We start from the raw sequence: 25,673 nt of genomic DNA, 5'->3' as shown, positions 1-25,673 counted from the left end.
AAGGGGTAAACCGCCGCGCGCGGGCACGCGCGGCAAGGCACCGGCTCAGCTGACCGGGTGAATGCGGGGGCGGCCCGGCGGGGTACCGGCCGCAAAGCCCTGCTGATAACGCGCCACCGACAGATCCTCGCAAGGGATCGCCGGGGTCACGCCGGAGATAATATCCGCCAGCAACTGGCCGGAGCCGCAGGCCATGGTCCAGCCCAGGGTACCGTGGCCGGTGTTGAGGTAGAGGTTTTTCAGCGGGGTTTTGCCGACAATCGGTGTGCCGTCCGGCGTCATCGGCCGCAGGCCGGTCCAGAAGGTCGCCTGCTCCACGTTGCCGCCGTGCGGGTAGAGATCTTTTACCACCATTTCCAGCGTCTCGCGCCGCGCTTTTGCCAGCCCGGTGTTAAAGCCGACAATCTCCGCCATGCCGCCGACGCGGATGCGGTTATCAAAGCGGGTAATGGCAATTTTGTAGGTTTCATCCAGCACCGTGGAGTATGGCGCGGCATCCGGGTCGGCGATCGGGATGGTCAGCGAGTACCCTTTCAGCGGGTAGACCGGAATCGACACCAGCCCTTCCAGCAAGGCGGTGGAATAGGAGCCAAACGCCACCACATAGCTGTCGGCGGTGAGGATGTCATTGCCGCACTGCACGCCGCGCAGGCTGTTGCCCTCCACCAGCAGGCGATCCACACTGCGGTTAAACAGGAATTTTACCCCGGCCTGCGTCGCCATCTCCGCCAGCTGGCGGGTAAAGAGCTGGCAGTCCCCGGTTTCATCATTCGGCAGGCGCAGGCCGCCGGTCAGCTTATGCGCCACGCCGGCCAGCGCCGGTTCCACGCTGGCGAGCCGGGCGGATTCCAGCAACTGGTACGGCACCCCCGCCTCCTGCAACACGGCGATATCTTTGGCGGCGTTCTCATACTGCTGGGCGGTGCGGAAGAGTTGCAGCGTGCCGCCCTGCCGCCCTTCATAACGGATGCCGGTGTCACGGCGCAGCGCTTTCAGGCAGTCGCGGCTGTATTCGGACAGGCGCACCATGCGGCCTTTGTTGGTCTGGTAGTGGCGCATGTCGCAGTTACGCAACATCTGCCACATCCAGCGCAGCTGGAAGCTGCTGCCGTCCAGGCGGATCGCCAGCGGCGCATGGCGCTGGAACATCCACTTAATCGCCTTGAGCGGCACGCCGGGCGCCGCCCAGGGCGCCGCATAACCGGGGGAGATCTGGCCCGCGTTGCCGGCACTGGTCTCCTCCGCCGGGCCGGGCTGGCGGTCTACCACGGTGACCTCATGCCCCGCTTTCGCCAGATACCAGGCGCTGGCCACGCCCACCACGCCACTTCCTAATACCAAAACCCGCATAGTGACTCCACCTCAAGGCATTAAAAGCACAATCTTCTGTTAACGTTAAATTAACTCAACAGAAATGACCGTCCAACAATATCCGCAATAGTCGTGATAATTTTCACAAATATTTATCCTTTATCCCCCCGGCTTTTTCAATAGGCGTCATGAAATAGCGATAAGATCCCGTGAAACGGCCACTCGCGCAGAAAAATCCCCGCTTTTTGACAGCAATGACAGCATTGCCCGCACCAAACAGATCGGGATGCCCGGCCCCGCGTTTCACCACAGATAGTGCTGGGTGATTTGCTTAACGACAGAATGAAATGCTGCCTCTGCGCGCTAATTCCCCACACTTCATACCCGTGCCGGTGGGCAGCCGGCCGGTGAAGGGCGTAGGATAGGCTCTGGCCCGGCCGGGCGCGGGCTGCCGCGCCGTGGGCCGGAAGCCTGCCGCCGCAGTAAATGGCTGCTTTTGCACGGCAATCACGGGCCGAATGGCTGGTTTACCGGCAGGCGGCCTGCCCGATGCATAAAGTTTGAGCTACGATTGATAGGAGGCCGGACGATCAGGCCTGACAACAATGAGGGTGCGCTGATGACTATGACGCAAGAGCAGATTAAACAGGAACGCCTGAGTGATGGCCCGGACTGGACGTTTGAACTGCTCCAGACCTATCTTGAGCAGATTGACCGGGTTGCCAAACATTACCGGCTGGATACCTACCCGCATCAGATTGAGGTGATTACCTCTGAACAAATGATGGATGCCTACTCCAGCATCGGGATGCCGATCAACTATACCCACTGGTCGTTCGGCAAAAAATTCATCGAGACCGAGCAGCGTTACAAACATGGCCAACAGGGGCTGGCGTATGAGATCGTGATTAATTCCGATCCCTGCATCGCCTACCTGATGGAAGAGAACACCATGACCATGCAGGCGCTGGTGATGGCCCATGCCTGTTACGGCCACAACTCCTTCTTCAAAAACAACTACCTGTTCCGCAGCTGGACGGATGCCGGCTCCATCGTGGATTACCTGCTGTTTGCCCGCCACTACATCAGTGAGTGCGAGGAGCGCTACGGCGCAGTAGAGGTGGAGAAGCTGCTCGACTCCTGCCACGCGCTGATGAATTACGGCGTTGACCGCTACAAACGGCCGCAAAAAGTCTCCTTGCAGGAGGAGCGCGCCCGGCAGAAAAGCCGCGAGGAGTACCTGCAAAGCCAGGTGAATTCGCTGTGGAAAACCCTGCCGCGCCGCGAGCGCGAGGCGATCCCGGAGGTGGCGCGCCGCTTCCCGGCTGAGCCGCAGGAGAATTTACTCTACTTTATGGAGAAGAATGCGCCGCTGCTGGAGCCGTGGCAGCGTGAGGTGCTGCGCATCGTGCGCAAAATCAGCCAGTATTTCTACCCGCAGAAACAGACGCAGGTAATGAACGAGGGCTGGGCGACTTTCTGGCACTACACCATCCTTAACCATATGTATGACGAGGGGCTGGTCACGGAACGCTTTATGCTGGAGTTCCTGCACAGCCACACTAACGTGGTGTACCAGCCACCCTACAACAGCCCCTATTACAGCGGCATTAACCCCTATGCGCTGGGCTTCGCGATGTTCCAGGACATCAAACGCATCTGCCAGACCCCGACCGAGGAAGACCGCTACTGGTTCCCGGACATCGCCGGTTCTGACTGGCTGGACACGCTGCACTTCGCGATGCGTGACTTCAAGGACGAGAGCTTTATCAGCCAGTTCCTGTCACCAAAAGTGATGCGTGACTTCCGCCTGTTCACCGTGCTGGATGATGACCACAACAACTTCCTGGAGATCGCGGCGATCCACAACGAAGAGGGCTACCGCGCCATCCGCCAGGAGCTGTCAGCACAATACAACCTCAGCAACCATGAGCCGAATATCCAGGTCTGGAATGTTGACCTGCGCGGTGACCGTTCGCTGACGCTGCGTTACATTCCGCATGAGCGCGCGCCGCTGGACAAGAGCCGCCGTGAGGTGATGAAGCATATCCATCGCCTGTGGGGGTTTGACGTGTATATGGAGCAGAAAGGCGATGACGGCAGCATCGAGCTGCTGGAGCGCTGCCCGGCGCGTACGACACCGCTGTGACAACGACACCGTTGTGACAACCACACCGCTGTAACGCGGAGCATCGCCCGGTATAAAAAAAGGCACCCCCGGGTGCCTTTTTGCTGTTTAACGTGCCGGACGTAACACTCAGCGGCGGGTTTCGGTCGTCAGCGTGCTTGGCATGGTGCCCTGCATACTGTGCCAAATCGCCCCGCTCTCTTTGCCGTAATTACGCACACACTCCATCACCTGATCGTAGAGTTTGTCCTGGCTCAGCTCCGCCAGCCGGGCATAAAACGCCAGCGCCAGTTTGCGCGCCTCCGGGTTGGAGAAGTAGTAACGGCCGACGCGCATATACAGCCCGCGCAGCCCGTTCAGAATCAGGCCGTAGATCGGGTTGCCGGAGGCGAAAGCCAGCCCGCGGAAGATGCCGTAATCCAGCTCGCTGAAGGCGTCTGCATGGTCATCCACGCTGCCGGCCTGCGCCAGGATTTCCTGGGTTTTTTCCGGGTGCTGACGCACCGCGGTGCGGATAAAGATCGAGGCGATGTTGGTACGCACCGCCAGCAGGTTATCAATCAGCTGCGGCACGCTGTCATGATCCAGCCGGGCCAGCGTCTCCAGGATGTTCAGCCCGGAGGTCTCCCAGAAATTATTGACCCGGGTCGGTTTGCCGTGCTGGATGGTCAGCCAGCCATCACGGGCCAGACGTTGCAGAACTTCGCGCAGCGTGGTGCGGGTGACCCCGATCAACTCTGATAACTCACGCTCCGCGGGCAAAATAGAGCCAGGAGGGAAGCGATTATTCCAGATACTTTCGATAATGTACTCTTCCGCGAAACCGGCAGGACTTTGCGCCTTAATAACCATGTGTTTAACGTTCCGTAGCGACGAATGTAAGCCATAAAATTCAGCTCATCATACCAGACGTCTTTGGCCGGTTATAGCACCAAAAGCTAACATTCAGGCAACCTGTACAGTCACTGCCCGATTTTGTGCGGTCACGCTTTCTTTTTGTGGCGCAGCACACTGGCTGGCGGCCTCACCTTCCCCGCTTTTTACGCATATTTGCTTTGCGGTAGCTGGCAGCGCGGCTGAATTGGTTTACACTGCCGATCAGGCATTTACTGCAGGGATAACCACGATATGTTGCAATTTCTTAACCAATGCTCACGCGGGCGCGGTGCCTGGTTACTGCTGGCGCTGACGGCTCTGGCGCTGGAGCTGGCCGCGCTCTATTTTCAGCATGTGATGCTGCTGAAACCGTGCGTGATGTGTATTTACGAGCGCTGCGCCCTGCTGGGGGTGTTCTTCGCCGGGGTGGTGGGCGCGCTGGCCCCGGCCACACCGCTGCGTTATGTGGCGCTGCTCGGCTGGATCTACAGTGCCTGGGAAGGCCTGCGCCTCGCCTGGGAACACACAATGATTCAGCTTCACCCTTCCCCCTTTACCACCTGTGATTTTGCCGCCCGCTTCCCCAGCTGGCTGCCGCTGGACAAATGGGTGCCGGGGATGTTTGTCGCTACCGGTGACTGCGCCGAGAAGCAATGGGAATTCCTGTCACTCGGTATGCCGCAGTGGCTGGTGGTTATCTGCGCGGCTTATCTGCTGGTGGCCCTGCTGGTGGTGGTGGCGCAATTCTTCCCACCGCGCAAACGTGACCTTTTTGGCCGCTAAGCCGCAAAACACCCCCTCTTACGGCACCTTCAGGGTGCCGTTTTTATGGCCGGTGTTCTCTGCCTGCCGGCGGGTTGATTAAAGCCGCCTATTAAATCAATAGCGTTAACCGATTTACCTCTTTAGCAAAAATATGACAATCTATTTCCAGACAGCAACGAAACGCGATGTCTGCCCCACACCAGGTATTATAAAAAAAGCAGTAATATAAAAAAATAACCCGCCTATGAGCGGGTTTTTACTTTCCTTTTCCCCTCCCGCAAAAAATTCAGCCATGAAAAGCAAAAAAAAGCCGGATTTATCCTAAAAATCCATTATTTTCAAAGCGTTATTGATTTAAATATCACATGCGTTATTATTTCGCGGTGATTATTACCCCCCTTTAATAATCACGCTATAGGAGCCTCTTGTAGCGGATAATTTTCCGGCCCGCCCCGATGGCGGGTTTTTTTTGAGATTTCTGCCAGTTTCAATCTCCGGGTAAGCTGTCTACTATCAAGGGGTGGGCGCAGATCCACGTAATGATCGGTACTATCCCTACGCCCGCTCTCCGTTGTGGGCTTTTTTTCGCCTGCATTATGCAAAGGTATTCCCCTGATTTTCCCCGCTTAACGCAAATTACTTTCCCTGCCAGCAAAGCTTTCTAAACAAACGCTTAACATACGCAAATAAACCGCCTGCCGGGGCTGATTTTACTCACGTTACTGAACTATCACGCCGATACCCTTGTTGTCACCTGTAAGGATGACGCCATGACCAGTACGCAGGGCCGGCGAAGAAAGGATGCGTTTGCGTCCAACAGGCGCCGCCTGCCCTGCGGGTATCCTGAGAGACAGACGCTGTATCCGGTATGGACCTGCTCTCTTTTTGCGCTCTAATAAATAGGTAACACCATGGGCATTATGCCGACACCCCGCACCCGCTCTGATTTTCTCGGCTCGCTGCTGCCCACAGGGCGCAGCCGGCCGGCCAGCGGTGTTTTTGATTGCGGCGCGTTACCCGCCTCACTCAGTGCACTGGGCCTGCCCGATAAGGGCGGCCTGTTAATGACCTTTACCCCACCAGGCGCGGATTTCCCCCACGTCAATGCGGCCTGGCAACGCCTGGCCGCGCCCAACCGCACCGTGCTGGCGCTCTCCTCCTACGGGGCGCTGGGCAACCAGGCGCAAGGCTCCACCTATTGTGACCAGAACAGCCGCCAGGGCAGCTGGCTATGGCTGCCGCAGAGCCTGATCACCCGCCATGAAGTGCATGTGGTCGATTTGCAGGTCCGCAACGGGCTTTCGGCCCGGCAACGGGTCACGGCCATCCGTGGCGAGCTGGAGCGCGTGCGCGTCAGTATGCCGCTCTCCGCGGACCGGACGTTTGCGATGGTCTATTGTGACGGCCTTTCCGCCTCGGAAGGCTTCCTGATGCAGGCCTGGTACGCCTCCGGCCGTTTCCCTTGCCTGGCTATCGGCGGCTCGGCCGGGGGATCGCTGGAGTTTGACGGCACCTATATCGGTACCGGCAATGCCGTGCTGCAAGGCAAAGCGGTGATTGTGTTCTGCCAAATCGCGGAGGGGAAATCTTTCGCACCGTTCAAAAGCCAGAACTTTGAGCCGACCGCGCAAAGCTGGCTGGTCGCCCAGGCTGACCCGGTGGCCCGTACCCTGAGTTCGGTATTTGATGCCGATGGCCGCCCGCAACCGATCCTGGAGGCGCTGGCCGCCTATTTGCGCTGCGCGCCGCATCAGGTCAGCGAACGGCTGACCGGGCTGACGTTTGCCGTGAAGGTTGACAATGAATATTTTATCCGTTCCATTGCCACCTTCCAGCCGGACCATCTCACCTTTTTCTGCGATCTGGAATTTGGTGACCGGCTCTATCTGCTCAAGGCCACGGACTTCAAAGGCACCACCCGGCGCGACTGGCAGGGGTTTGTCAGCCAGCACGGCAAACCCTCCGCCATGCTGCTGAATGACTGTATCCTGCGGCGCGTCGGGAATACCGCCGAGCTGCCCGGCGCACGTTTTTTTGAGGATGTGCCGGCAGCCGGGTTCTCCAGCTTTGGTGAGATTCTGGGGGTGCCGATCAACCAGACGCTCTCTGCGCTGGTGTTCTTCGATCATCAGGTCAATGCCATGACCCGTTTCCCGATAGAGTACGCCAACTACGCGGCACACTATACCCAGCGCGCCTTACGCCGCTGGGAGGCGCTGCACGGGATCCAGTCGAAGGTGATTGGCCGGGTGGTGGAGTACCAGCATGGCCTGGCCCCGTTGATGACCACCCTGCCGCAGCTGGAGCATGCCACCGTCAGCCAGAGCGAGACGCTGTCGCTGGCGGAGAGCAGCATCCGCGCCATCAGTGATGCGGCGATTGAAAGCCGGGAGGCACAAGGCCGGCTGGAAAGCGGGCTGAACGATCTCGAGCAGATCTCAGCCGGGATCACCACCATCACCGGCGGCATCAGCACCATTGCGTTCCAGACTAACCTGCTGGCGCTGAATGCGGCGGTCGAAGCGGCCCGGGCCGGTGAGGCCGGGCGCGGGTTCGCGGTGGTGGCCGGTGAAGTACGGCGGCTGGCGCAGTCTGCCAAAGAGCAGGCTGACGCCACCCGCAAGCACATCAATGAGGCCGTCGTGACCATCTCCCGCATCCGGTCCGTGGCCACCACCACGGTGGAGACCACCCAGGGGATGGCCGACCAGAGCATTTCAGCCGCAGACCAGATTGCGGCGATGAGTGCCGATACCGGCCGCGAGCGTAATGACATTGCCGCTAACCTGGGGCAGCTGAAATCGCTGGCCGGGGGCATGGATGCGATGGACGAAGCCGTTACCCAGTTGACGCTGTTGCAAAAACTGGCCTCCAGCTAAGCGTTACCCTTCCCAAACCGCCGTCAGGCGGTTTTTTTTCGCCTGCCTGCACCGGCATATTCTTTTCTGCTGCCGCCCGACGCCTAAGCTGCTGAATTTACGCCACTCTACCCGCCGCGCTTTACTCGTTAAAGCCTGGTTTATCAAATCAAATATTCGATTGAAACCATAAATATCAGGCATATACTGCCAGCCTACCCAACAAGAGGTAATAAAAATGTTAAGAGATCACCTGCAATTAACTGACAGCGATACCCTTAAAAAAATTGACCATGTGCGCCTGCCGAATCAGGGCCAGGAAGAGATCACCGTCTACCAGATCACTGACCGGCATGGCGTGGTTAAAGGGAAAGTCTCGGTGTATGACAAGCTCAATACGCGCCGCTCCTACCCGGTAGATTGCCGGATTACCCAGCATGACGCTCAGGGGCGGGTGATTGTCGATAAATTAACGGAGTCGTGGTAACGCGGGAAAAGCGTGAATAGGGCTGGCTGAACACCCCGCCCGACGGGCGGGGTTCACGACAGTCAGTTTTGCAATTGGTAATCCAGCGTAATCTCTGCGCTGATGAGCTGGGAGACCGGGCAGCCCGCTTTGGCCTTGTTGATAATTTTATCAAACGTCTCTTTTTCAATGCCCGGCAGCTTCACGGTGCTGGTCAATGCCACTTTGGTAATCGCATAGCCGCCACCCACTTTATCCAGTGACACGTCTGCGGTGGTATCGATGCTTTCCGGCGTATAGCCCTCTTCACCCAACATCAGTGACAGCGCCATGGAGAAGCAGGCGGAGTGCGCCGCACCAATCAACTCTTCCGGGTTGGTACCGGCTTTGCCTTCAAAACGGGTGTTAAAGCCGTAGGGCTGTTGATTCAGCGCCCCGCTTTCCGTGGAGATATACCCCTTACCCTGTTTGATATCGCCTTCCCAGTGTGCCTGACCTTTCTTATGAATCGTCATTGTTATCCTCCGGTGGGTTGTAGGTAAATGAAGTGTACATAGGTGATAAGTATAGTTAATTTTCCCGGCTATACCGGCATGCCGGCAAAAAAGGGGCCGCCGCCACACGGCTGGCCCCCTCTCCTTCCCGGCTGGCGCGCCTTGGCGGGGAAGCGGCGCGAATGCAACAAGACGTAAACAGCAGGCATGGCCGGCTTTTTTTCCTGTTGTCATCAGTTTGTCATGCGCGATGCCTATTCTGCCGCAGCGCTACGGCGCCTCGTCTAATTATAAAATGATGATAGCAACCACCTGACCGGTCTTCGCGCCGGTTTTTTTTATGGCTGTTCGCGCCGCACGAATAAAAAAGGCCACGCACCCGCGCGGCCTGAGAAAAGAGTGACGGTATGCCGTTATACCGGCTGCTCCGGCGGCACACCGCTGATCTGCTCCTGTTGCGCACCGGAACCCGGCCGGGCATTGCCCAGCAGCGGCTCGCTCCCCAGCAGTTCCGGCTCCTGTTTGGCGGTAAACTGACCCCGGCCATCATAAGAGGGCCCCTGGCTCCAGCGGCCTTCCGGTAACGGTTTATCCAGCGAGGTATTCAGGCAATAGTAAGAATGCTCGTTGGCTTCCCCTTCCGGCGGGAAGCTGTTCGGAATCGGCAACGACGCCCCAATACCGCCCATCTCCTCAATCACCGCCAGCCACTGCTGCTGGTGCATGGTGTCGCGGGCAATCAGGAAGGAGAGGAAATCTTTCATTCCTTTATCTTCCGTGAAGTTATACAGCCGGGTTGCCAGCACCCGCCCGGTCGCCTCCGCCGTGACATTCGCCAGCATATCCGCTGCCACATTGCCCGAGGCATAGATATGGCTCATATCAAACGGCACACCATTGGCGTTTACCGGCATGGCGGACAAGCCGGACGAGAGAATATGCCGCGGGTTCATACCGCCCAGTATGGCGTTAACCACTGGGTCCTGGGCTGAGGCTTCCTGATAAGAGAGCGGCGCACCTTCAAGATTTAATGCGACAGCGTAACCAAGCATTTCGATATGCGCTAACTCCTCGGTTGCTGTCGAAATCAATAAATCTTTGATTCTGGCGTCGCCACGTGCGCCCATCGCCTGGAAGAAATACTGCATCGCCACGCGGATTTCGCCTTCTACCCCGCCGATGGCCTGTTGCAACAGCATGGCAAACTCAGGATCGGGTTTGTCTACGCGTACCGGATATTGCAGTTTCGATGAATGGTGAAACATACCAACCTCCTCTCATTGCACTGATTAAATATTGAACAACAAGCATGGAAGGGGATGGGGAAAAACGCAAAAAGAAAAGAGAAAGATTCTCATTTAGTTCAGTGTGAGGCGCCAGCGTCTTGTTCTGTCAGGAAAAGCAGACCCGGCATACCTCTGCCGGTTAGCCGGGTAAAGGCTTACGTGCCTCACACAGCGCTGGCGACCGGGTAAAATACTATTTCCTCCTGATTGCTTATTCCGGGTAATGTTTTGACTCTCACGCCGGCCTCTGCCGGGCAGGGATTAAAGCACCGCATTAAAAAGAATAAATGCCCCAAAGCCCCAGGTAACCAAAGTTGTAACCCAGAACGCTGTGCCGCTTTCCCCGGCGAACCCTTTTACCACCTGGTAAATAACCGCTGAGGAGATAAGCCAGGAAATGATGGCGGTCATTACAAAGCTTGTCATAAAGCCTCCTGATAACATCGCAAATGCCTTAATAGAGTAGCAATGCTAATAGACTCAGCAATATAAAAAACATCATTACTTCACCGTATTTATCCGTGATATTTTATAGGTAATCTCGCTGAGCTTTTATGTGATGAAAAATAGCCGTAATCTTTTTAGAACAGATGAATTATTCTGGTGATGCCATTGCCGGGTGCCAGGGTTATCAATCTTTTAGCCATAAAAAACCCGCCGAAGCGGGTGAAGGACGTACCCCTGACAGGGCTATTTCTCTTCCTTAAGGTGATCCCCTCTTTTTTTCGCCACGGGTGCGGCTGTGAAAGGGTACACGTTCGGTGTTTTGGAGAGCATAAAAATAAGCGTCTCCTGGTTTTCCACCATCTGTTTAAGTAATTCCATATGTTGATTGGCACGTACTGCGGCGCGAATCAGATAAAATACCACGAAAAGAAGCGCCAGCCAGGAAAGCAACGTAAAGAACCCATTTCCAGTCATAAAACCCCCTGCTTATATAAGACAACCTGATGATAGCAAGCGGGCGGGCTGATGCTATTATTGGCGCATCACAAACGGCCATATTCTCTTTATGATATTTTTTAGGGCCGGTTATGCCGGCCCCCGCGGTATTATTGCGCTTTCATTCTCTGGCAGAGCCGTGGTGTGTCTCAGAAATTAATCTGTACGCTCAGTACCGTAATGACCGGCAGAATAAAGCCTGCCCGCAGGCCCACGTAACGGTTAACATTGTATTTAACCCCGTGATAGATATAGGGTGCGAAACCCACGCCGGTAGCCTTTTTTATATCGTGGTAGGCGCCGGAATCACCACAATGCGAGAAGGATTTGAAAAAGAATTCACCGGCATACAGGTAAATCCCCTCGACATCCCACTTATTGTATTGCGCCCATTTTTTATCAACACCGAGCAACACGCAGCGGTCGCCTTCGCTGTTAATCATGGTACCGGCATAGAGGCTGTAGTCCGAGGTGCTGTTCATGCGCCGCTCAACCGCAATCAGCTCATTTTTAAAATATTGCTCATAACGATCTTTGGGCGCAAACGCGTGATAGACAAACGACGCAGTATGAATGGAGTAAAGATCCAGGTCGTCAGCGAGAGCGGTTGATACAGGGCAACACAGGGCAGCGAGTGACACCAACCCGACAAGAGTGCATTTCATCGTCACGTATTCCTTACACAACAATAACGGTATCGTTCTTTTGTTAACCGTAAGCCGCGAGCGCACATCTTCATAACGGCATAGGGGTTAACCGCGTTTTTTGAAATTAACCGACGTTTTTCCGTCGCTTATCCTTACCCGTAATGTGCATAAGATAATAGGGGTGCCTTTTACTGTTAACAAGCAGTTAATCTGCGTTTACTGATCTGTGTCTTCTGTGCGCATAAAAAAGGCTGCCGATGGGCAGCCCTTCAGGTTAAGCGTTCTGCCGGTTGCCGCTTTGGCCTGCTGGGCAGGCTGCAGGCTGCGGGGCAGAAAAAGCCTTCAGTAAGGCAGTGAGATATAGTGCCGCCCCAGTTCGGAGAGTTCGCCATCGCCCTCAAACAAGCGCTGAAAATGGGGGTCGGGATTCACCCGCCCGGTAAACCATGCATAACGGAAAACATCTTCCCGCCGTTCGCATAACGCCACCATTTCACTCATCTGGGCTTTCTGTTTTTCCAGCGAGTCAATCTGCGCCCCGTCCTGCTGACTGTGGGCATTGGCAAACTCCGTTACCCAGAAAGGCTTGCCAAACCGGGCGAGCAGAGTGAGTTGATCGTCCAGCCCATAGTCGTACCAGTGGAAGCCCAGGAAATCGATTTGCGGCTGTCTGCCCTCGTTTGCTGCCGCATAGGCGGCGATAAACGCCTCCAGCCAGTCCGCCGGGGCCTGATAATCCGGCATGGTGCCCCAGGTCACCTGCGGGCCGACAATATTCACCCCGGCCTGCCGGGCGATATTCTCAAACTTCGGCCAAAGCTCCGCTGCCCGCTGCGGCTCGGTGTAAGCCTGCAAGCCGATGGTCGGCTCGTTCAATACCAGCATATATTTTATGCCGGGGTTCTCTTTAAAGAATTTTAATACTGACGGCTCATGGAAGTTTTCATTCCATAACATAGGAATATAATCAACACCGCGGGCAGCAGAGAGGGAATATGGCAGACCGGCGTTGGGAGCCGTACCCCAGTTGTAATACCAGGAAATGCCATCCGACATCGCGTTGAGATCGTTAATACTTGAGAGATCGTAAGCAATTCCACGCTTTTGACTTTTAGAAACCATAATGAAACTCCTTCGTGCGTTAGGCGGGCGGCCCTTATACATGGTTTTCCTGACGGGCACACCCGGATGCAAGGAGATTATTTTGTCACGGTGAATATAATCCCTAATCTTTTTTATTCTCTATTTATCATCCACCCATTATTCAGCCGGTTATTTTTTATCATTATTATGATTGAGAATAAATGAAGTTTTCCGGTACACCCGTGCAGAGAGATAAAGGTACCGAATGGCTAATCAATTAAGGGCGAATGGGGCACCCTGCCAGACAGCATGGCTTATGGGTTTGGGCAGTAACGGCAGGCGTGAACCTGACATTAAAAAAGGTGAAGCAAAGACTGGCTGGTCGCTGCCACCGGGCGGTACATACTAACCGCTAAAGCAAGCGGAAATGTCCGGCCAGTCTTTTAACACGGCTGAGTTATCAGAATGCCCGATATTCAGGCCAGGCTTTCGATAGTCTGGAAGAATACCTCTTCAGTCAGGAGGAGGCTGTCTGCGGAAGCCTGGCCTTCATCACGAATCAGCCAGCCGCTTTCAGGGGCCATGCGTAAATAGAATTTTTGTTTCCCCGATGCGCCCGCGGCGGTGTCAATGGTCAGCGTCACACAGCCTTTATCCCCCGCCCGCCAGAGTTGCTCCGGCATAATCGTGACGCTTCGCAGCCCATGGCGGAGGGTGATCGTGGTGATTTCATAACAGACAGAACCGCTGTTGAGGCTAAAGCCAATGGTACTCAGGTCATGGAGATATTTTCTCGATACGATGACCTCAATGCCGGAGCCTTCAAACCATTGGCGCACTTGCCGGGCGAAATCCTCCATCCGCCGGCAAAATGCTTGTATATCCGCTTCCACTGACCGTTCATCAGTCACCGTCATCGTGTTATTTTGCTGTACCTTTTTAAAGAAACGCGCTTTAGTTGACACACTCCCTCCTTTAACCTGCTCACTAAAAATTGCCGGGTAATTTACCACTCTTATTAAAAAGGAAAAATATTTAAGGCCTGAAAAACATGTTTAAGGGGATGAGAGGCGGCGAGATAAGATATTTCTGTATCAAACATCCTGATAAAAACATATACCGGCGTTATGTGAATGGAAAAACCGATAGATATGACGCCGCTGTTAACTTTATGTCAGGGCGTGTATTATAAATGCTATTTATAAAACGCATGGCCAGGAATGAATTATTTCCTTTGCTGAATGTGTCAGATGTAAAAAAGCGGCCTCTGTAAAAGAGGCCGCTTATAATAAGGTGTCATATTATCTGCGCCGGTGAAGAAGAAAAGGCGCAGCCATGAAAGGGGTGATGCTTAACGCGCCCAGTCCGGTTTATTTAAAATGTGATCCTGCCAGTCCACCACGTCACTTTCACGCACGGCAATGTTGCGCACGGAAATGCGTTCGCCATGCATGGCGGATTTGGAGCCGGTCAGCAGCGGGTGCCAGGGCAGCAGCGCTTTACCTTCACCAATCAGGCGATAGGCGCAGGTCGGCGGCAGCCAGTCAAAGGTGGTGAGGTTTTCCCGCGTCAGTTTGATGCAATCCTCTTCCAGGGAAAAACGCCGGTCATAGTTGCGGCACTGGCAGGATTTAATATTGAGCTGGTTACACGCCACATTGGTGAAGTAGATTTCGTCTGTGTCTTCATCAATCAGCTTGTGCAGGCAGCATTGCCCGCAGCCGTCACACAACGATTCCCATTCGTCGTCCGACATCTCAGACAAAGATTTTTGCTGCCAAAAGGGAAGTTGGGACATACGCGATACCTGATAAGTAAAAAGACGCTGCCTATATAGTCCTTTTACCCGGCAGATGCAAGTTTTCCGCCCGGCCAGCGGGCGGAGGAGAGTTACAGCACGCGGGTAGTCAGTGTCTTGCCATTCAGGGAAATTTCCAGCGTGTCACCGCCGGCCATCGGCCCTACCCCTTCCGGCGTGCCGGTCAGGATGATGTCCCCCGGGCGCAGGGTGAAGAATTTGCTCATGTAGCTGATAAGCGGCAGGATCGGGGTGATCATGTCGGCGGTGCTGCCGTCCTGGCGGACTTCGCCATTCACCGTCAGCGTCAGGTGCGCCTGCTGCGGGTCGCCAAACTCGGCCACCGGAATAAAGCCGGACACCGGGCAGGAGCCGTCAAACCCTTTGGCTTTCTCCCAGGGCTGGCCTGCTTTTTTGAACTCTGCCTGCAAATCACGCAGGGTCAGATCCAGCGCGACCCCATAACCGGCCAGGGCGTTGGCTACCCGCTCCTCACTGGCCTGCTTCAGAGGCGAGCCAATCAGCACCGCCAGCTCAACTTCATGGTGTACCGAGCCAAACTCTTTCGGGATCGACAACGGCTGGCGCAGATCGCATAACGCGGTCTCCGGCTTGATAAACACCACCGGCTCAGCCGATACCTTGCTGCCCATCTCCTTGATATGTTTCGCATAGTTACTGCCAACACAGACTACTTTACTGACCGGGTAGTCCAGCAGGCAACCCTGCCAGTCACGATGTTGATACATGCCCTTCTCCTGCGTAAACGCGTTCATGATGAGGCCCGCCCGGCCCACCGGGCAGGCAGTTCCGGAGTTACCCGGCCACGCCGTCGGCCATCATGCCGATGCTGATGGCGAAGTAGTACGAGCGGTTCCAGTGCATAATGGTGCGGAAATTATCGTAAACCATAAATGCCCGGCCCTGTTGATCATCCGGAGTGATAATCCAGGCGCGGGTGGTATTACCCGGCAATGGTTTGGCATCTGCCGGTGTCACGCCGAGTTGCTGCCACTGCGCCACGCTTTTGGCCTGATTTGTTTTTGTCCCGGCCAGATCGGTGCTGAAGCCCGCCGGCAGGCGCACTTCCTGCCCCCAGCTCTCCCCGGGCTTCCAGCCTTCGGTCGCCAGGTAGTTGGCCGCCGAAGCGAACACATCACTCGGGTCATTCCAGATGTCGATGCGGCCATCGCCATCGCCGTCTGCCCCGTAGGTCAGGAAGGAGGTCGGCATAAATTGTGACTGCCCCATCGCTCCGGCCCAGGAACCTTTCATCTGGTCGGCTGCAATGTGGCCCTGCTGGATAATCTTCAGCGCCGCCATCAGCTCTTTGGTAAAGAAGGCTTCACGCCGCCCCTCAAACGCCAGGGTGGCGAGCGCGGAGACCACATCCTCCTTGCCCTGGATTTTGCCGAAGCTGCTCTCCATACCCCACAACGCCACAATATAGTTCGGCTGAACGCCGTAGCGTTGCGCGGCGGCATCCAGCTGCGCCTGGTGGTCGCGGTACTGGGTTTTGCCCTGTTCAATTTTCCAGGCCGGCAGCACGCGGGCCAGGTAGTCATCCAGGGTGATTTTCTTTTCCAGCTGATTGCGATCGGATTTAATCACCCGATCAACAAAATGAATATTGGCGAAGGCGCTGTTGAGGGTGGTGTCACTGATGCCCTGCGCACGCGCCTGCTGCTTCAGTTGCTCCACATAGGCCGGGAATTCGGCCGGGTCGCGCCCCTGGTCGGCCAGCGTGGTCTGTGTGGCGGCTTTCGGAGCCAGCATCCCGCCGGAGGGGGCAGCCGGCTGGGTTGCCGGGGCAGCGGCGGGCGCGGCCTGGTTTTTACCGGCGCAACCGGCGAGGGTCAGTGCGCCGATAAGGGCGGCCACAGCTCTCTGTTTCATACCTGTCGTCCTTTTATGTCAATCAGATCCTTCAGGATAGACCAGCACCGGGATGGCGGAAATGCGCGGCGTGCGATCGTTCAATGCGTCACCGTTCACATTTCCGGCAGAAATTACGCTGCAACCTGCTTATCGCCGATTATTCCGGCTTATTATCCAGGGGTTGTTTCAATAATGATTCAACCGGCGGCGGTAACTGTAAATAATAGCCCTGCTCTGCTAATGCTTCGCGGACTTTTACAATATCGGCGCTGGCTAATTTTTGACGCCCGGCCAGATTGATGGCCATCGAAAACTGGGGTTGGCCGAAACTTTTCATCAACGCCTCCGGCACACGGGAGAAATCGTCTCTTTTTTCGATGTAAAGATAAGTTTGGTCGCGTTTTGAACTTCGATAAATCATGCAAAGCATTTTTTTAACTCTTTTTAATGGGGGCGGTGTCTTGCCTAGATATACCGGTGACTATAACATGCTTAGCGTACATCGGAATATCGCCCCCCGGGTGCTGTTCCGGGGATTTACGTTGCTGAAACTGAGTCAGGATAGATGTCACAATCGCCCATTGAGCTAAAAGGCAGCAGTTTTACCCTGTCGGTGGTTCACTTACACCATTCGCAACCTGAGGTAATTCGTCAGGCACTACAGGATAAAGTCGATCAGGCCCCGGCTTTCCTCAAGGATGCCCCTGTTGTCATCAACGTGGCCTCCCTGAGCGGTGAGGTTAACTGGAGAGAGATTCAACAGGCTGTTGCTTCTGCAGGTCTGCGTGTTGTCGGCATCAGCGGATGTAAAGATGAGCAGTTAAAACGCGCCATCATGCGCGCCGGGTTGCCGTTGCTGAGTGAAGGCAAGGGCCAGAAAGCGGCGCCGCCCCCGGCCCCCGTGGTGCCGGAGAGTGTGCCGGTCAAAACGCGCATCATTAATACCCCTGTCCGTTCCGGGCAACAGATTTATACACGTAACAGTGATTTAATCGTCACCAGCAGCGTCAGTGCCGGGGCGGAACTTATCGCCGACGGCAATATCCATGTTTATGGAATGATGCGCGGCCGGGCACTGGCGGGGGCTTCCGGCGACGCGCAATGCCAGATTTTCTGCACGCATCTGAGTGCTGAGCTCGTGTCTATTGCCGGGCAGTACTGGCTGAGTGACCAGATCCCGCCGGAATATGCCGGCCAGGCAGCGCGCCTCAGCCTGATAGAAAACGTGTTAACCATACAACCTTTAAACTAAGCCCTTTTACAAGGAATCTTTTCATGGCACGCATTATTGTTGTTACATCGGGTAAAGGGGGCGTTGGCAAGACTACATCAAGCGCGGCCATTGCTACCGGCTTAGCCCAGAAAGGGAAAAAGACCGTTGTCATCGATTTTGACATCGGGCTGCGTAATCTTGATTTGATCATGGGGTGTGAGCGCCGCGTGGTCTATGATTTTGTCAATGTTATCCAGGGCGATGCGACCCTGAACCAGGCGCTGATCAAAGACAAGCGCACCGAGAGCCTCTATATTCTGCCGGCCTCGCAAACCCGTGACAAAGATGCCCTGACCCGGGAAGGCGTGGAAAAAATCCTTAACGACCTGGTGGCGATGGAGTTTGATTTCATCATCTGTGACTCCCCGGCCGGGATCGAAACCGGTGCGCTGATGGCGCTCTACTTCGCGGATGAAGCGATCATCACCACCAACCCGGAAGTCTCCTCTGTGCGTGACTCCGACCGCATCCTGGGCATTCTCTCCTCCAAGTCCCGCCGTGCCGAACAGGGTCAGGGGCCGATCAAGGAGCACCTGCTGCTGACACGCTACAACCCTGGGCGGGTGAATCGCGGTGACATGCTGAGCATGGAAGATGTGCTTGAAATCCTGCGTATTCCCCTGGTGGGCGTGATTCCGGAAGATCAGTCGGTACTGCGGGCGTCCAACCAGGGCGAACCGGTGATCCTTGACCAGGAATCAGACGCTGGTAAAGCGTATGATGACACCGTGGCGCGCCTGCTGGGCGAGGAGCGTCCTTTCCGTTTCGTCGAAGAAGAGAAGAAGGGCTTCCTGAAACGCCTTTTTGGGGGATAAATCATGGCATTGTTAGACTTTTTTCTGTCCCGCAAAAAATCGACAGCCAATATAGCCAAGGAACGGCTGCAAATCATCGTTGCTGAACGCCGCCGGGGGGACTCAGAGCCCCCGTATTTACCGGATCTGAAACGCGACATTCTGGCGGTGATTTGTAAATATATTCAAATCGATCCTGAGATGCTTCACGTACAGTTTGAACAGAAAGGGGACGATATTTCGGTACTGGAACTCAACGTAACCCTGCCGGATACAGAAGAACCACCGAAATGAGTGTAGCGGGTTAATCTCCCCCTGTGTTGATGCAGGGGGCAGTGTAAGGCCCGGATATTACCGTTTTATTACTGTACGGACATCCAGCTAATAACAGGTATGTGTTACGGCTTCCCTTAATAAGGCGGCGGCGACCCATTAAGACTTATCCCAAATACGCTGGCGACCTGCTGCGTTATTCTTATCTTCGCCGCCCTTCCCTGTTTACCCTATTATTTCACCGCACGCTTTTTCAGCGGCCAAAAAGATTCCCTTCCTTTCAGCCTGCTTATTATCAGAACTCTTTTAATATGGCCGTTAATTTTTCAGCCAATAGGGTACCGCGCCAGCCGGACATTAATTCAGGTTGATTATCACCCTGTTTTAATCCCCAGTGCCAATTCAGCAGTTGGTTAATTTGTCGCCGTGAGGCGATCAATTCAACACTCAGCTTACTGGTTTCGCTGACGTCCTGAATAACCGCTTTCAGCTCTTTGAAGGCGCGCTTATACCCCGGCTGGTCGATAAGGTTAGTGACCGGGGCCGGTAACGCCTCTTCAGGTACCGCATTGCCCTCTTCCACCAGCGCCAGCAGCGTCCGCCCGTGGTAACGGATCTCCGGGCCACTCAGCCCCAGGGTGTCCAGCTCGGCCAGCGAGGTTGGCTGGTAACGTGCTACCTGCCAGAGGTTCTCCTCACGCACCACAAAGTTCACGGCCAAATCGCGCTGGCGGGCCTGTTGCAGGCGCCAGCAGGCCAGTTTTTGCAGGCAGGCCAGCTGGCGGGTGCGCAGTTGCCAGGCGTTACTGATCTCACGGTAGGCCAGTTCCGGCGCCAGTACCTCGCTGCGGCGGCGGCAGAGCGCGCGGCACTCGTCCAGCGCCGCCTCCAGCCAACCCGCCTCTTTGGCTTCCTGCTCTAAACGCAGCGCCATCGGCAGTAAATAGAACACATCTGCGGCGGCATAGTCACACTGGCGGCTGCTCAGCGGCCGCGCCAGCCAGTCGGTGCGTGATTCGCTCTTGTCCAGCTCCACGCCCATGTATTCTGCGACCAGTTTGGCAAAGCCGCAGGAGAGCGGGCGACCGGTGAACGCCGCCAGGATTTGGGTGTCAACCATCGGCGTCGGCAGGGCGTTAAAGGCGTTCAGGAACACCTCCAGATCCTCACTGCCGGCGTGCAGGAACTTGATCACCTGCTCGTCTTGCAACAGATCGCGGAAGGGTTGCCATTCAGTAATGGTCAGCGGGTCAATCAGGGAGAGGCGCTCACCGTCAAACAGCTGGATCAGCCCCAGTTGCGGATAGTAGGTGCGGGTACGGACAAACTCCGTATCCAGGGCGATGCGCGCATGTTGACGGGCATGAAGGCAAACTTCTTCCAGCTCAGGATTGGTGGTGATCAACTGATAATTCAAAACGTCACTCTCTTACGGATAAAGGATGATACGTGACAACGCCGGCACAGGCCGGCGTTGTGGAATGGATGACAAGCCCGATCAGGCGGCGGCATTCTGCCTGGCTTTCACATGTTCGTCGCGCAGTTCACGGCGCAGGATCTTACCGACATTCGATTTCGGCAGCTCATCACGGAATTCAATAATTCTCGGCACTTTATAGCCGGTCAGGTGGCGGCGGCAGTGGGCCAGCAGCTCCTCTTGCGTCAGGGATGGCTCTTTGCGCACCACACAGACTTTCACCGCTTCCCCGGAGGCCTCGCTGGGCACGCCGATGGCGGCGGCTTCCAGCACTTTCGGGTGCTGCATCAGCACGTCCTCAATCTCATTCGGGTACACATTGAACCCGGAGACCAGGATCATATCTTTTTTGCGATCCACAATCCGCAAAAAGCCCTGTTCGTCCACTGTAACGATATCACCGGTCGAGAGCCAGCCCTCTTTCAGCACTTCCGCTGTAGCATCAGGCCGTTGCCAGTAACCGCGCATCACCTGCGGGCCACGGATCAGCAGCTCGCCCGGTTCGCCCATCGGCACATCACGCCCCTGGTCATCCACCAGCCGGATATCCGTAGACGGCACCGGCAGGCCGATGCTGCCGCTGTAGTGCTTAAGATCGTAGGGGTTGCCGGTAACCAGTGGGGCGCACTCGGTGAGGCCATAGCCTTCAAGCAGGTGCTTGCCGGTGAGTTTTTCCCACTTTTCTGCCACCGCGCGCTGCACCGCCATGCCGCCGCCCACCGAGAGCCGCAGCGTGGAGAAGTCCAGCGCCTGGAATTCCGGGTTGTTCAGCAGCGCATTGTAGAGGGTATTGACGCCGGTCAGCGCCGTGAACGGGTATTTCGCCAGCTCTTTGACCAGCCCGCTGATATCCCGCGGATTGGTGATCAGCAGGTTACTGCCGCCCCGTTCAATAAACAGCAGGCAATTCACCGTCAGGGCGAAAATGTGGTAGAGCGGCAGCGCCGTCACCACCAGCTCATGCCCGGCGCGCAACAGCGGGGCGTAAGCCGCTTTCGACTGCTCCAGGTTTGCCTGCATGTTGCGGTGCGTCAGCATCGCGCCCTTCGCCACGCCGGTGGTGCCGCCGGTGTATTGCAGGAAGGCCAGATCGTCATTGGTGATGTCCGGTTTGACGTACTCCAGCTGGCGGCCGCGCTGTAACGCCGTGCGGAAAGAGACGGCGTCCGGCAGGTGGTATTTCGGCACCAGCCGTTTGATGTATTTCACCACGAAGTTGACCAGCGTGCCTTTGGCCGCCGAGAGCTGGTCACCCAGCCGGGTCAGGATCACATGCCGCACCTGGGTGTTATAGACCACTTTTTCCAGCGTGTGGGCGAAGTTGGAGACAATCACAATGGCGCCGGCACCGCTGTCATTGAGCTGGTGTTCCAGTTCGCGCGGGGTATAGAGCGGGTTAACGTTGACCACCACCATCCCGGCCCGCAGCACGCCGAACAGGGCGATTGGGTATTGCAGCAGGTTGGGCATCATCAGGGCAACGCGATCGCCCTTCTTCAGTTTCAGGTCATGTTGCAGATAAGCGGCAAAATCGCGGCTGCGCTCCTCAAGCTTGCGGAAGGTCATCACCTCCCCCATGTTGATAAACGCCGGTTGGTCAGCGTAGCGAAGCACCGCATTTTCGAACATCTCAATCAATGAGCCGTGGCGATCCGGGTCAATCTCGGCCGGAACGTCAGAGGGATACCGTGTTAGCCAAACCTTTTCCAAGGTATTACTCCTGAATCATTATGTGTCGTCATGTTTGCCGATCTGAATCGTCGGTTTAACAATATTTTAACTCAGCTTACCAGTTAGTTTTTAAACAATTTCCATGTTGCGAACCGGGTCACTAATTTGCTGAGGCCCCCACCGGGGCAAAAAAGAAGGCGGCTTGCGCCGCCTGAAATTATGCTGTCTATTCAGTGACTACCGTTTGCACCTGGGCAGGCACCGGAGAGTACCAGCCCCCGCCGCCGTAGAAGCCCGGCCCCCAGCCGGGGCCACCCCAGCCAGGGCCGCCCCAGCCCCATGGGCCGGTCGGGCCGGGCGGCATCACGACCTGCTGTTGCAGCCGCCAGCGTTTGTAGCTGTTGGCGTTCATCACCACAAAGGTGTAGTCAGTCTGGCCGATTTTACCGCGCTCGGAACCGGTAATCGGGCCGACCACCGTCACCAGTTGGCCGCGCAGGTCAACCGGGTCCACAAAGCCGTTGATGTACGCCACCAGCCGCCCGGTAGAGCGCTCGCCCAATACCGGCCGGGCGGCCGAATCGAGCGGTACCGCCGCGATTTCAAGGCGGGTGCGGCTCTTCTCATTGGTCATATTGACCACGGAACCGCCGAAGCGGGCCTCCTGCCCCACATAGAGCTGGGGCGCATTCTGGACTGCCGCCAGATTCTGTTGCGGCGTGGCAGTGGTACCTTTAATTACATCCGGCACCGTGACACACCCTGTCAGTGACAGGGCAGCCAGGCTGAGGATGCCGACAAAAACGGGGCCTTTCATAGACGGCTTACGCATTACCTGCTCTCCGGGTTGAATCTGACTCTTTGACCACATCACCGGGTATAAGTTGCCGAGCATCAGCGGCCGGGAAGTTTCTTCCAGGTCACTTCATTACGCAGATAGACCGGTTCAGCCTGGTCGACCGCCACGATACGCTTCGCAGACCAGGCATCCAGGGCCGGCGGCAGCATATCTTCAGCATGGGGCAACTGCATGTCGCCATCGTTCAGCGTCAATGCGGCACCTGCCACCAGATCAGGATAGCTCGTCCAGCCGGTTCCGGCTGTGGCCCAGTGCCCGGAAAGCGCCTGCGCGCGTGCCAGCGCCTGGGTGGGCGTGAGCACGGCCTCACTCTCTTCGCCCAGCCAGGCGCCGTGTTCCGTACGGCAGTATTCGCCCCAATAGACTTCGCCCATCCGCGCATCAATGGCCGTCAGCACGCGGGTTGCGCCGGTGCGGCGGAAAGCGCCCTGCGCCATGGTCTGCAGGGTGGAGACGCCAATCATCGGCAGATCGGCCCCCAGCGCCAGCCCCTGCGCAATACCGATGCCGATACGCACGCCGGTAAAGCTGCCCGGCCCGCGGCCAAAGGCCAGGGCGTCCAGTTGGGAGAGGGTCAGCCCAGCTTCCGCCAGGATCTGCTCCACCAGCGGCAGGATGCGCTGCGTGTGTTCACGTGCACAGAGTTCAAAATGGGCGAGGGTTTCGCCGTGGTTCCAGAGCGCGACGGAACAGGCTTCCGTGGCGGTATCAATGGCTAAAATTCGCGTGGACATGCCAACCTCAGGCAGGAAAGATGGGTTTCATTAAGGGCGCGCATGATAGCACAGGGCAGCTGCTATTGCTGCCCTGTGCCCTGCCGCAGAAAGGCGGCGGCCTCGGCCAGATCCCGGGTGCGCGGCGTCGGCGGCAGGCTGTTGAGGAACACCGCGCCGTAAGGGCGCATCACCAGCCGGTTGTCGCAAATCACCAGCACGCCGCGGTCATCGGTGTCACGGATCAGGCGGCCGACGCCCTGCTTCAGGGTGATCACCGCTTCCGGCAACTGCACATCGGCGAACGGGTCACCGCCGCGCAGGCGGCAATCCTCAATCCGCGCTTTGAGCAGCGGATCGTCCGGGGCGGTAAACGGCAGCTTGTCGATGATCACCAGCGACAGCGCATCCCCGCGCACATCCACCCCCTCCCAGAAGCTGCTGGTCGCCACCAGCAACGCATTACCGGCGGCGATAAACTGCGCCAGCAGCTGGCCTTTGCTGGTTTCACCCTGCACCAGCACCGGCAGCGTCATGCTGGCGCGGAACTCCTCCGCCAGCTGGCGCAGCATTTGGTGGGAGGTGCAGAGGAAGAAGCAGCGCCCGCCGTTGGCCTCAATCAGCGGTTTCAGCATCCGGGCCAGCTGGCGGCCGCCGCCCGGCTGGTTCGGCTCCGGCAGGAAACGCGGCACGCAGAGCAGCGCCTGGCGGGCGTAGTCAAACGGGCTGGCCAGCAGCAGCGACTCGGCGTTCTCCAGCCCCAGCCGGTCGGTAAAGTGCGCCAGTTTGTCATCCACTGACAGGGTCGCGGAGGTAAAAATCCAGCTGCCCGGCTTCTCTTTCATCACTTCGGTGAATTTGTCACTCACCGACAGCGGCGTCAGCGCCAGAATGAAATGGCGCGAGGTGCACTCGAACCAGTAACTGAACCCCGGCTGAGAGGTCTCTTTCAGCCGCTTCAGGCGGGCGCGGTAGAGGGTGGCGCGCTCAAAGGCGGCATCCAGCAACGCCGAGCGCCCCAGCGACAGCTTCACCACGTCGTAACAGAGCTCCAGCGCATCATCGAGCCGCACCAGCGCCCGCTGCACCTGCGCATCCTGTAACGCTTCCCGCAGGTTGCCGCGGTAGCCCGGCTCCCCTAACGCCAGCCGGAAATCCTGCGCGCTCTGCGCCAGCCGGTCAGCACTTTTCTGCAACTGGGCCGAGTCCCGCACTTCAGTGCGGTAAGCGATGGTGATATCTTTCGCCAGATCGAGCAACTGGCGGCTGGAGAGCTGCTGGCCAAAATACTGGCTGGCGATGTCCGGGATCTGGTGCGCCTCGTCGAAGATCATCACATCCGCCGCTGGGATCAGCTCGCCGAACCCGCCCTCTTTCACCACCATATCCGCCATAAACAGGTGATGGTTCACCACCACCACATCCGCGTCCATCGCCCGGCGGCGCGCCTTGACCACGAAGCACTCTTTATAGAGCGGGCAATCGCTGCCGAGGCAGTTGTCATTGGTGCTGGTGACCAGCGGCCAGACCATGCTGTCTTCGGTTACGCCGCCGCAGTTGCTGATGTCGCCGTCACTGGTTTCTGACGCCCAGCGCCGCAATTGCACCAGTTCGGCCAGCGCGGAATTCGCCAGTTCGCCCCCGGCCAGCGTCTGTTGCTCGAGCCGCTCCAGGCAGAGGTAGTTGGAACGCCCCTTGAGCAGCGCCAGTTTCCCGGTGTAGTTGAGGGCTTTAGCCACCGTCGGCAGGTCGCGGCTGTAAAGCTGATCCTGCAGGGCTTTCGACCCGGTGGAGATAATCACTTTACGGTCGGCACGCAATGCCGGGGCGAGATAGGCGTACGTTTTACCGGTGCCGGTACCGGCCTCGACCACCAGCGGCTGTTTGGCCGCAATGGCACCCGCCACGGCGGCGGCCATCTGTTGCTGGGGTTCACGGGGTTTAAAACCAGGGATATGTTGCGCCAGGGCGCCATCAGGGGCGAAATCGTCGGTCACACTGCCTCTCAGCCGGAAAAAATCAGCGCTGATTATGCCAATCCTTCTCCCCGGCTACCACACCCATCTTTGCCCCGGCTGTGG

Annotated in this window: 25 protein-coding genes; 7 read left to right on the top strand and 18 right to left on the bottom strand. The window is 56.9% G+C overall.

Features of this window, described 5'->3' with window-relative positions; all coding sequences use genetic code 11:
- Positions 1–45 precede the first annotated feature (45 nt).
- Entirely contained in the window at positions 46–1,350 is a 1,305-nt protein-coding gene (locus CYR55_RS13510) for a D-amino acid dehydrogenase (protein ID WP_101816648.1), read from the bottom strand.
- A gap of 580 nt (positions 1,351–1,930) precedes the next feature.
- Between CYR55_RS13510 and CYR55_RS13505 the strand changes: the two genes are divergently transcribed.
- Positions 1,931–3,460, top strand: a complete 1,530-nt coding sequence (locus tag CYR55_RS13505) for a SpoVR family protein (RefSeq protein WP_146000982.1) — start codon at positions 1,931–1,933, stop codon at positions 3,458–3,460.
- A gap of 108 nt (positions 3,461–3,568) precedes the next feature.
- On the opposite strand, the gene fadR is transcribed toward CYR55_RS13505, so the two are convergent.
- Positions 3,569–4,291 carry a fatty acid metabolism transcriptional regulator FadR gene (gene fadR / locus CYR55_RS13500; protein WP_101816647.1) on the bottom strand — a complete coding sequence of 241 codons (723 nt, stop codon included), beginning with the start codon at positions 4,289–4,291 and terminating at the stop codon, positions 3,569–3,571.
- 276 nt (positions 4,292–4,567) lie between these two features.
- Between fadR and dsbB the strand changes: the two genes are divergently transcribed.
- The 3 genes from dsbB to CYR55_RS13485 all read left to right on the top strand — a co-directional run bounded on the left by dsbB (position 4,568) and on the right by CYR55_RS13485 (position 8,425).
- A complete protein-coding gene (gene dsbB, locus CYR55_RS13495) occupies positions 4,568–5,098 on the top strand; it encodes a disulfide bond formation protein DsbB (RefSeq protein WP_101816646.1) in 531 nt (176 codons plus the stop codon).
- 902 nt (positions 5,099–6,000) lie between these two features.
- The gene (locus CYR55_RS13490; protein WP_241522153.1) at positions 6,001–7,959 is read left to right on the top strand and encodes a methyl-accepting chemotaxis protein; all 1,959 of its coding nucleotides are present in this window, start codon (positions 6,001–6,003) and stop codon (positions 7,957–7,959) included.
- 217 nt (positions 7,960–8,176) lie between these two features.
- A complete protein-coding gene (locus CYR55_RS13485) occupies positions 8,177–8,425 on the top strand; it encodes a hypothetical protein (protein WP_101816644.1) in 249 nt (82 codons plus the stop codon).
- A 62-nt stretch (positions 8,426–8,487) separates the two neighbouring features.
- On the opposite strand, the gene CYR55_RS13480 is transcribed toward CYR55_RS13485, so the two are convergent.
- From CYR55_RS13480 to CYR55_RS13435, 11 genes are all read right to left on the bottom strand, one after another.
- Complete coding sequence (locus tag CYR55_RS13480; protein WP_101816643.1) at positions 8,488–8,919, bottom strand: OsmC family protein; 432 nt, start codon at positions 8,917–8,919, stop codon at positions 8,488–8,490.
- A 392-nt stretch (positions 8,920–9,311) separates the two neighbouring features.
- Positions 9,312–10,163 (bottom strand): manganese catalase family protein, encoded by an 852-nt coding sequence (locus CYR55_RS13475; protein ID WP_101816642.1) that lies wholly within the window; start codon positions 10,161–10,163, stop codon positions 9,312–9,314.
- 282 nt (positions 10,164–10,445) lie between these two features.
- Entirely contained in the window at positions 10,446–10,610 is a 165-nt protein-coding gene (locus CYR55_RS23575; RefSeq protein ID WP_165699592.1) for a hypothetical protein, read from the bottom strand.
- A gap of 264 nt (positions 10,611–10,874) precedes the next feature.
- Positions 10,875–11,105: a YebO family protein gene (locus CYR55_RS13470; protein ID WP_101816641.1), complete on the bottom strand. Its 231-nt coding sequence runs from the start codon at positions 11,103–11,105 to the stop codon at positions 10,875–10,877.
- Positions 11,106–11,275: 170 nt separating this feature from the next.
- Positions 11,276–11,791 (bottom strand): hypothetical protein, encoded by a 516-nt coding sequence (locus CYR55_RS13465; RefSeq protein ID WP_101816640.1) that lies wholly within the window; start codon positions 11,789–11,791, stop codon positions 11,276–11,278.
- 324 nt (positions 11,792–12,115) lie between these two features.
- A complete protein-coding gene (locus CYR55_RS13460) occupies positions 12,116–12,895 on the bottom strand; it encodes a glycosyl hydrolase (RefSeq protein ID WP_101816639.1) in 780 nt (259 codons plus the stop codon).
- A 437-nt stretch (positions 12,896–13,332) separates the two neighbouring features.
- The gene (locus tag CYR55_RS13455; protein WP_101816638.1) at positions 13,333–13,821 is read right to left on the bottom strand and encodes a hypothetical protein; all 489 of its coding nucleotides are present in this window, start codon (positions 13,819–13,821) and stop codon (positions 13,333–13,335) included.
- Between the two features lie 386 nt (positions 13,822–14,207).
- A complete protein-coding gene (locus CYR55_RS13450; protein WP_101816637.1) occupies positions 14,208–14,654 on the bottom strand; it encodes a YcgN family cysteine cluster protein in 447 nt (148 codons plus the stop codon).
- Between the two features lie 92 nt (positions 14,655–14,746).
- Positions 14,747–15,403, bottom strand: coding sequence for a fumarylacetoacetate hydrolase family protein (locus tag CYR55_RS13445; RefSeq protein ID WP_101816636.1), 657 nt, complete (start codon positions 15,401–15,403; stop codon positions 14,747–14,749).
- A 67-nt stretch (positions 15,404–15,470) separates the two neighbouring features.
- A complete protein-coding gene (locus tag CYR55_RS13440) occupies positions 15,471–16,550 on the bottom strand; it encodes a lytic murein transglycosylase (protein ID WP_101816635.1) in 1,080 nt (359 codons plus the stop codon).
- A gap of 139 nt (positions 16,551–16,689) precedes the next feature.
- On the bottom strand, positions 16,690–16,962 hold the full coding sequence (locus CYR55_RS13435; protein WP_101816634.1) for a YcgL domain-containing protein: 273 nt from the start codon (positions 16,960–16,962) through the stop codon (positions 16,690–16,692).
- Between the two features lie 135 nt (positions 16,963–17,097).
- Here CYR55_RS13435 and minC point away from each other — a divergent pair, with 135 nt between their 5' ends.
- From minC to minE, 3 genes are read left to right on the top strand one after another with little or no spacing between them, the layout of a single operon-like run.
- Positions 17,098–17,784, top strand: a complete 687-nt coding sequence (gene minC, locus CYR55_RS13430; protein WP_101816633.1) for a septum site-determining protein MinC — start codon at positions 17,098–17,100, stop codon at positions 17,782–17,784.
- 23 nt (positions 17,785–17,807) lie between these two features.
- Positions 17,808–18,620, top strand: coding sequence for a septum site-determining protein MinD (gene minD, locus CYR55_RS13425; RefSeq protein ID WP_101816632.1), 813 nt, complete (start codon positions 17,808–17,810; stop codon positions 18,618–18,620).
- Between the two features lie 3 nt (positions 18,621–18,623).
- Positions 18,624–18,893, top strand: a complete 270-nt coding sequence (gene minE, locus CYR55_RS13420) for a cell division topological specificity factor MinE (RefSeq protein WP_072930029.1) — start codon at positions 18,624–18,626, stop codon at positions 18,891–18,893.
- 274 nt (positions 18,894–19,167) lie between these two features.
- On the opposite strand, the gene rnd is transcribed toward minE, so the two are convergent.
- The 5 genes from rnd to CYR55_RS13395 all read right to left on the bottom strand — a co-directional run bounded on the left by rnd (position 19,168) and on the right by CYR55_RS13395 (position 25,589).
- Positions 19,168–20,289 carry a ribonuclease D gene (gene rnd / locus CYR55_RS13415; protein ID WP_101816631.1) on the bottom strand — a complete coding sequence of 374 codons (1,122 nt, stop codon included), beginning with the start codon at positions 20,287–20,289 and terminating at the stop codon, positions 19,168–19,170.
- 81 nt (positions 20,290–20,370) lie between these two features.
- Positions 20,371–22,059, bottom strand: coding sequence for a long-chain-fatty-acid--CoA ligase FadD (gene fadD / locus CYR55_RS13410; protein WP_101816630.1), 1,689 nt, complete (start codon positions 22,057–22,059; stop codon positions 20,371–20,373).
- Between the two features lie 187 nt (positions 22,060–22,246).
- Positions 22,247–22,852, bottom strand: coding sequence for a Slp family lipoprotein (locus tag CYR55_RS13405; RefSeq protein WP_101816629.1), 606 nt, complete (start codon positions 22,850–22,852; stop codon positions 22,247–22,249).
- Between the two features lie 62 nt (positions 22,853–22,914).
- Entirely contained in the window at positions 22,915–23,613 is a 699-nt protein-coding gene (gene tsaB / locus CYR55_RS13400; RefSeq protein WP_101816628.1) for a tRNA (adenosine(37)-N6)-threonylcarbamoyltransferase complex dimerization subunit type 1 TsaB, read from the bottom strand.
- A 62-nt stretch (positions 23,614–23,675) separates the two neighbouring features.
- Complete coding sequence (locus CYR55_RS13395; RefSeq protein WP_101816627.1) at positions 23,676–25,589, bottom strand: DNA repair helicase YoaA; 1,914 nt, start codon at positions 25,587–25,589, stop codon at positions 23,676–23,678.
- Positions 25,590–25,673: the final 84 nt, after the last annotated feature.

Origin of the sequence: Chimaeribacter californicus (assembly GCF_002858675.1) — a bacterium.
GTDB lineage: Bacteria > Pseudomonadota > Gammaproteobacteria > Enterobacterales > Enterobacteriaceae > Chimaeribacter > Chimaeribacter californicus.
The sequence above is the reverse complement of the archived record's forward strand: the minus strand, read 5'-3'. Positions and strand labels throughout refer to the sequence as shown.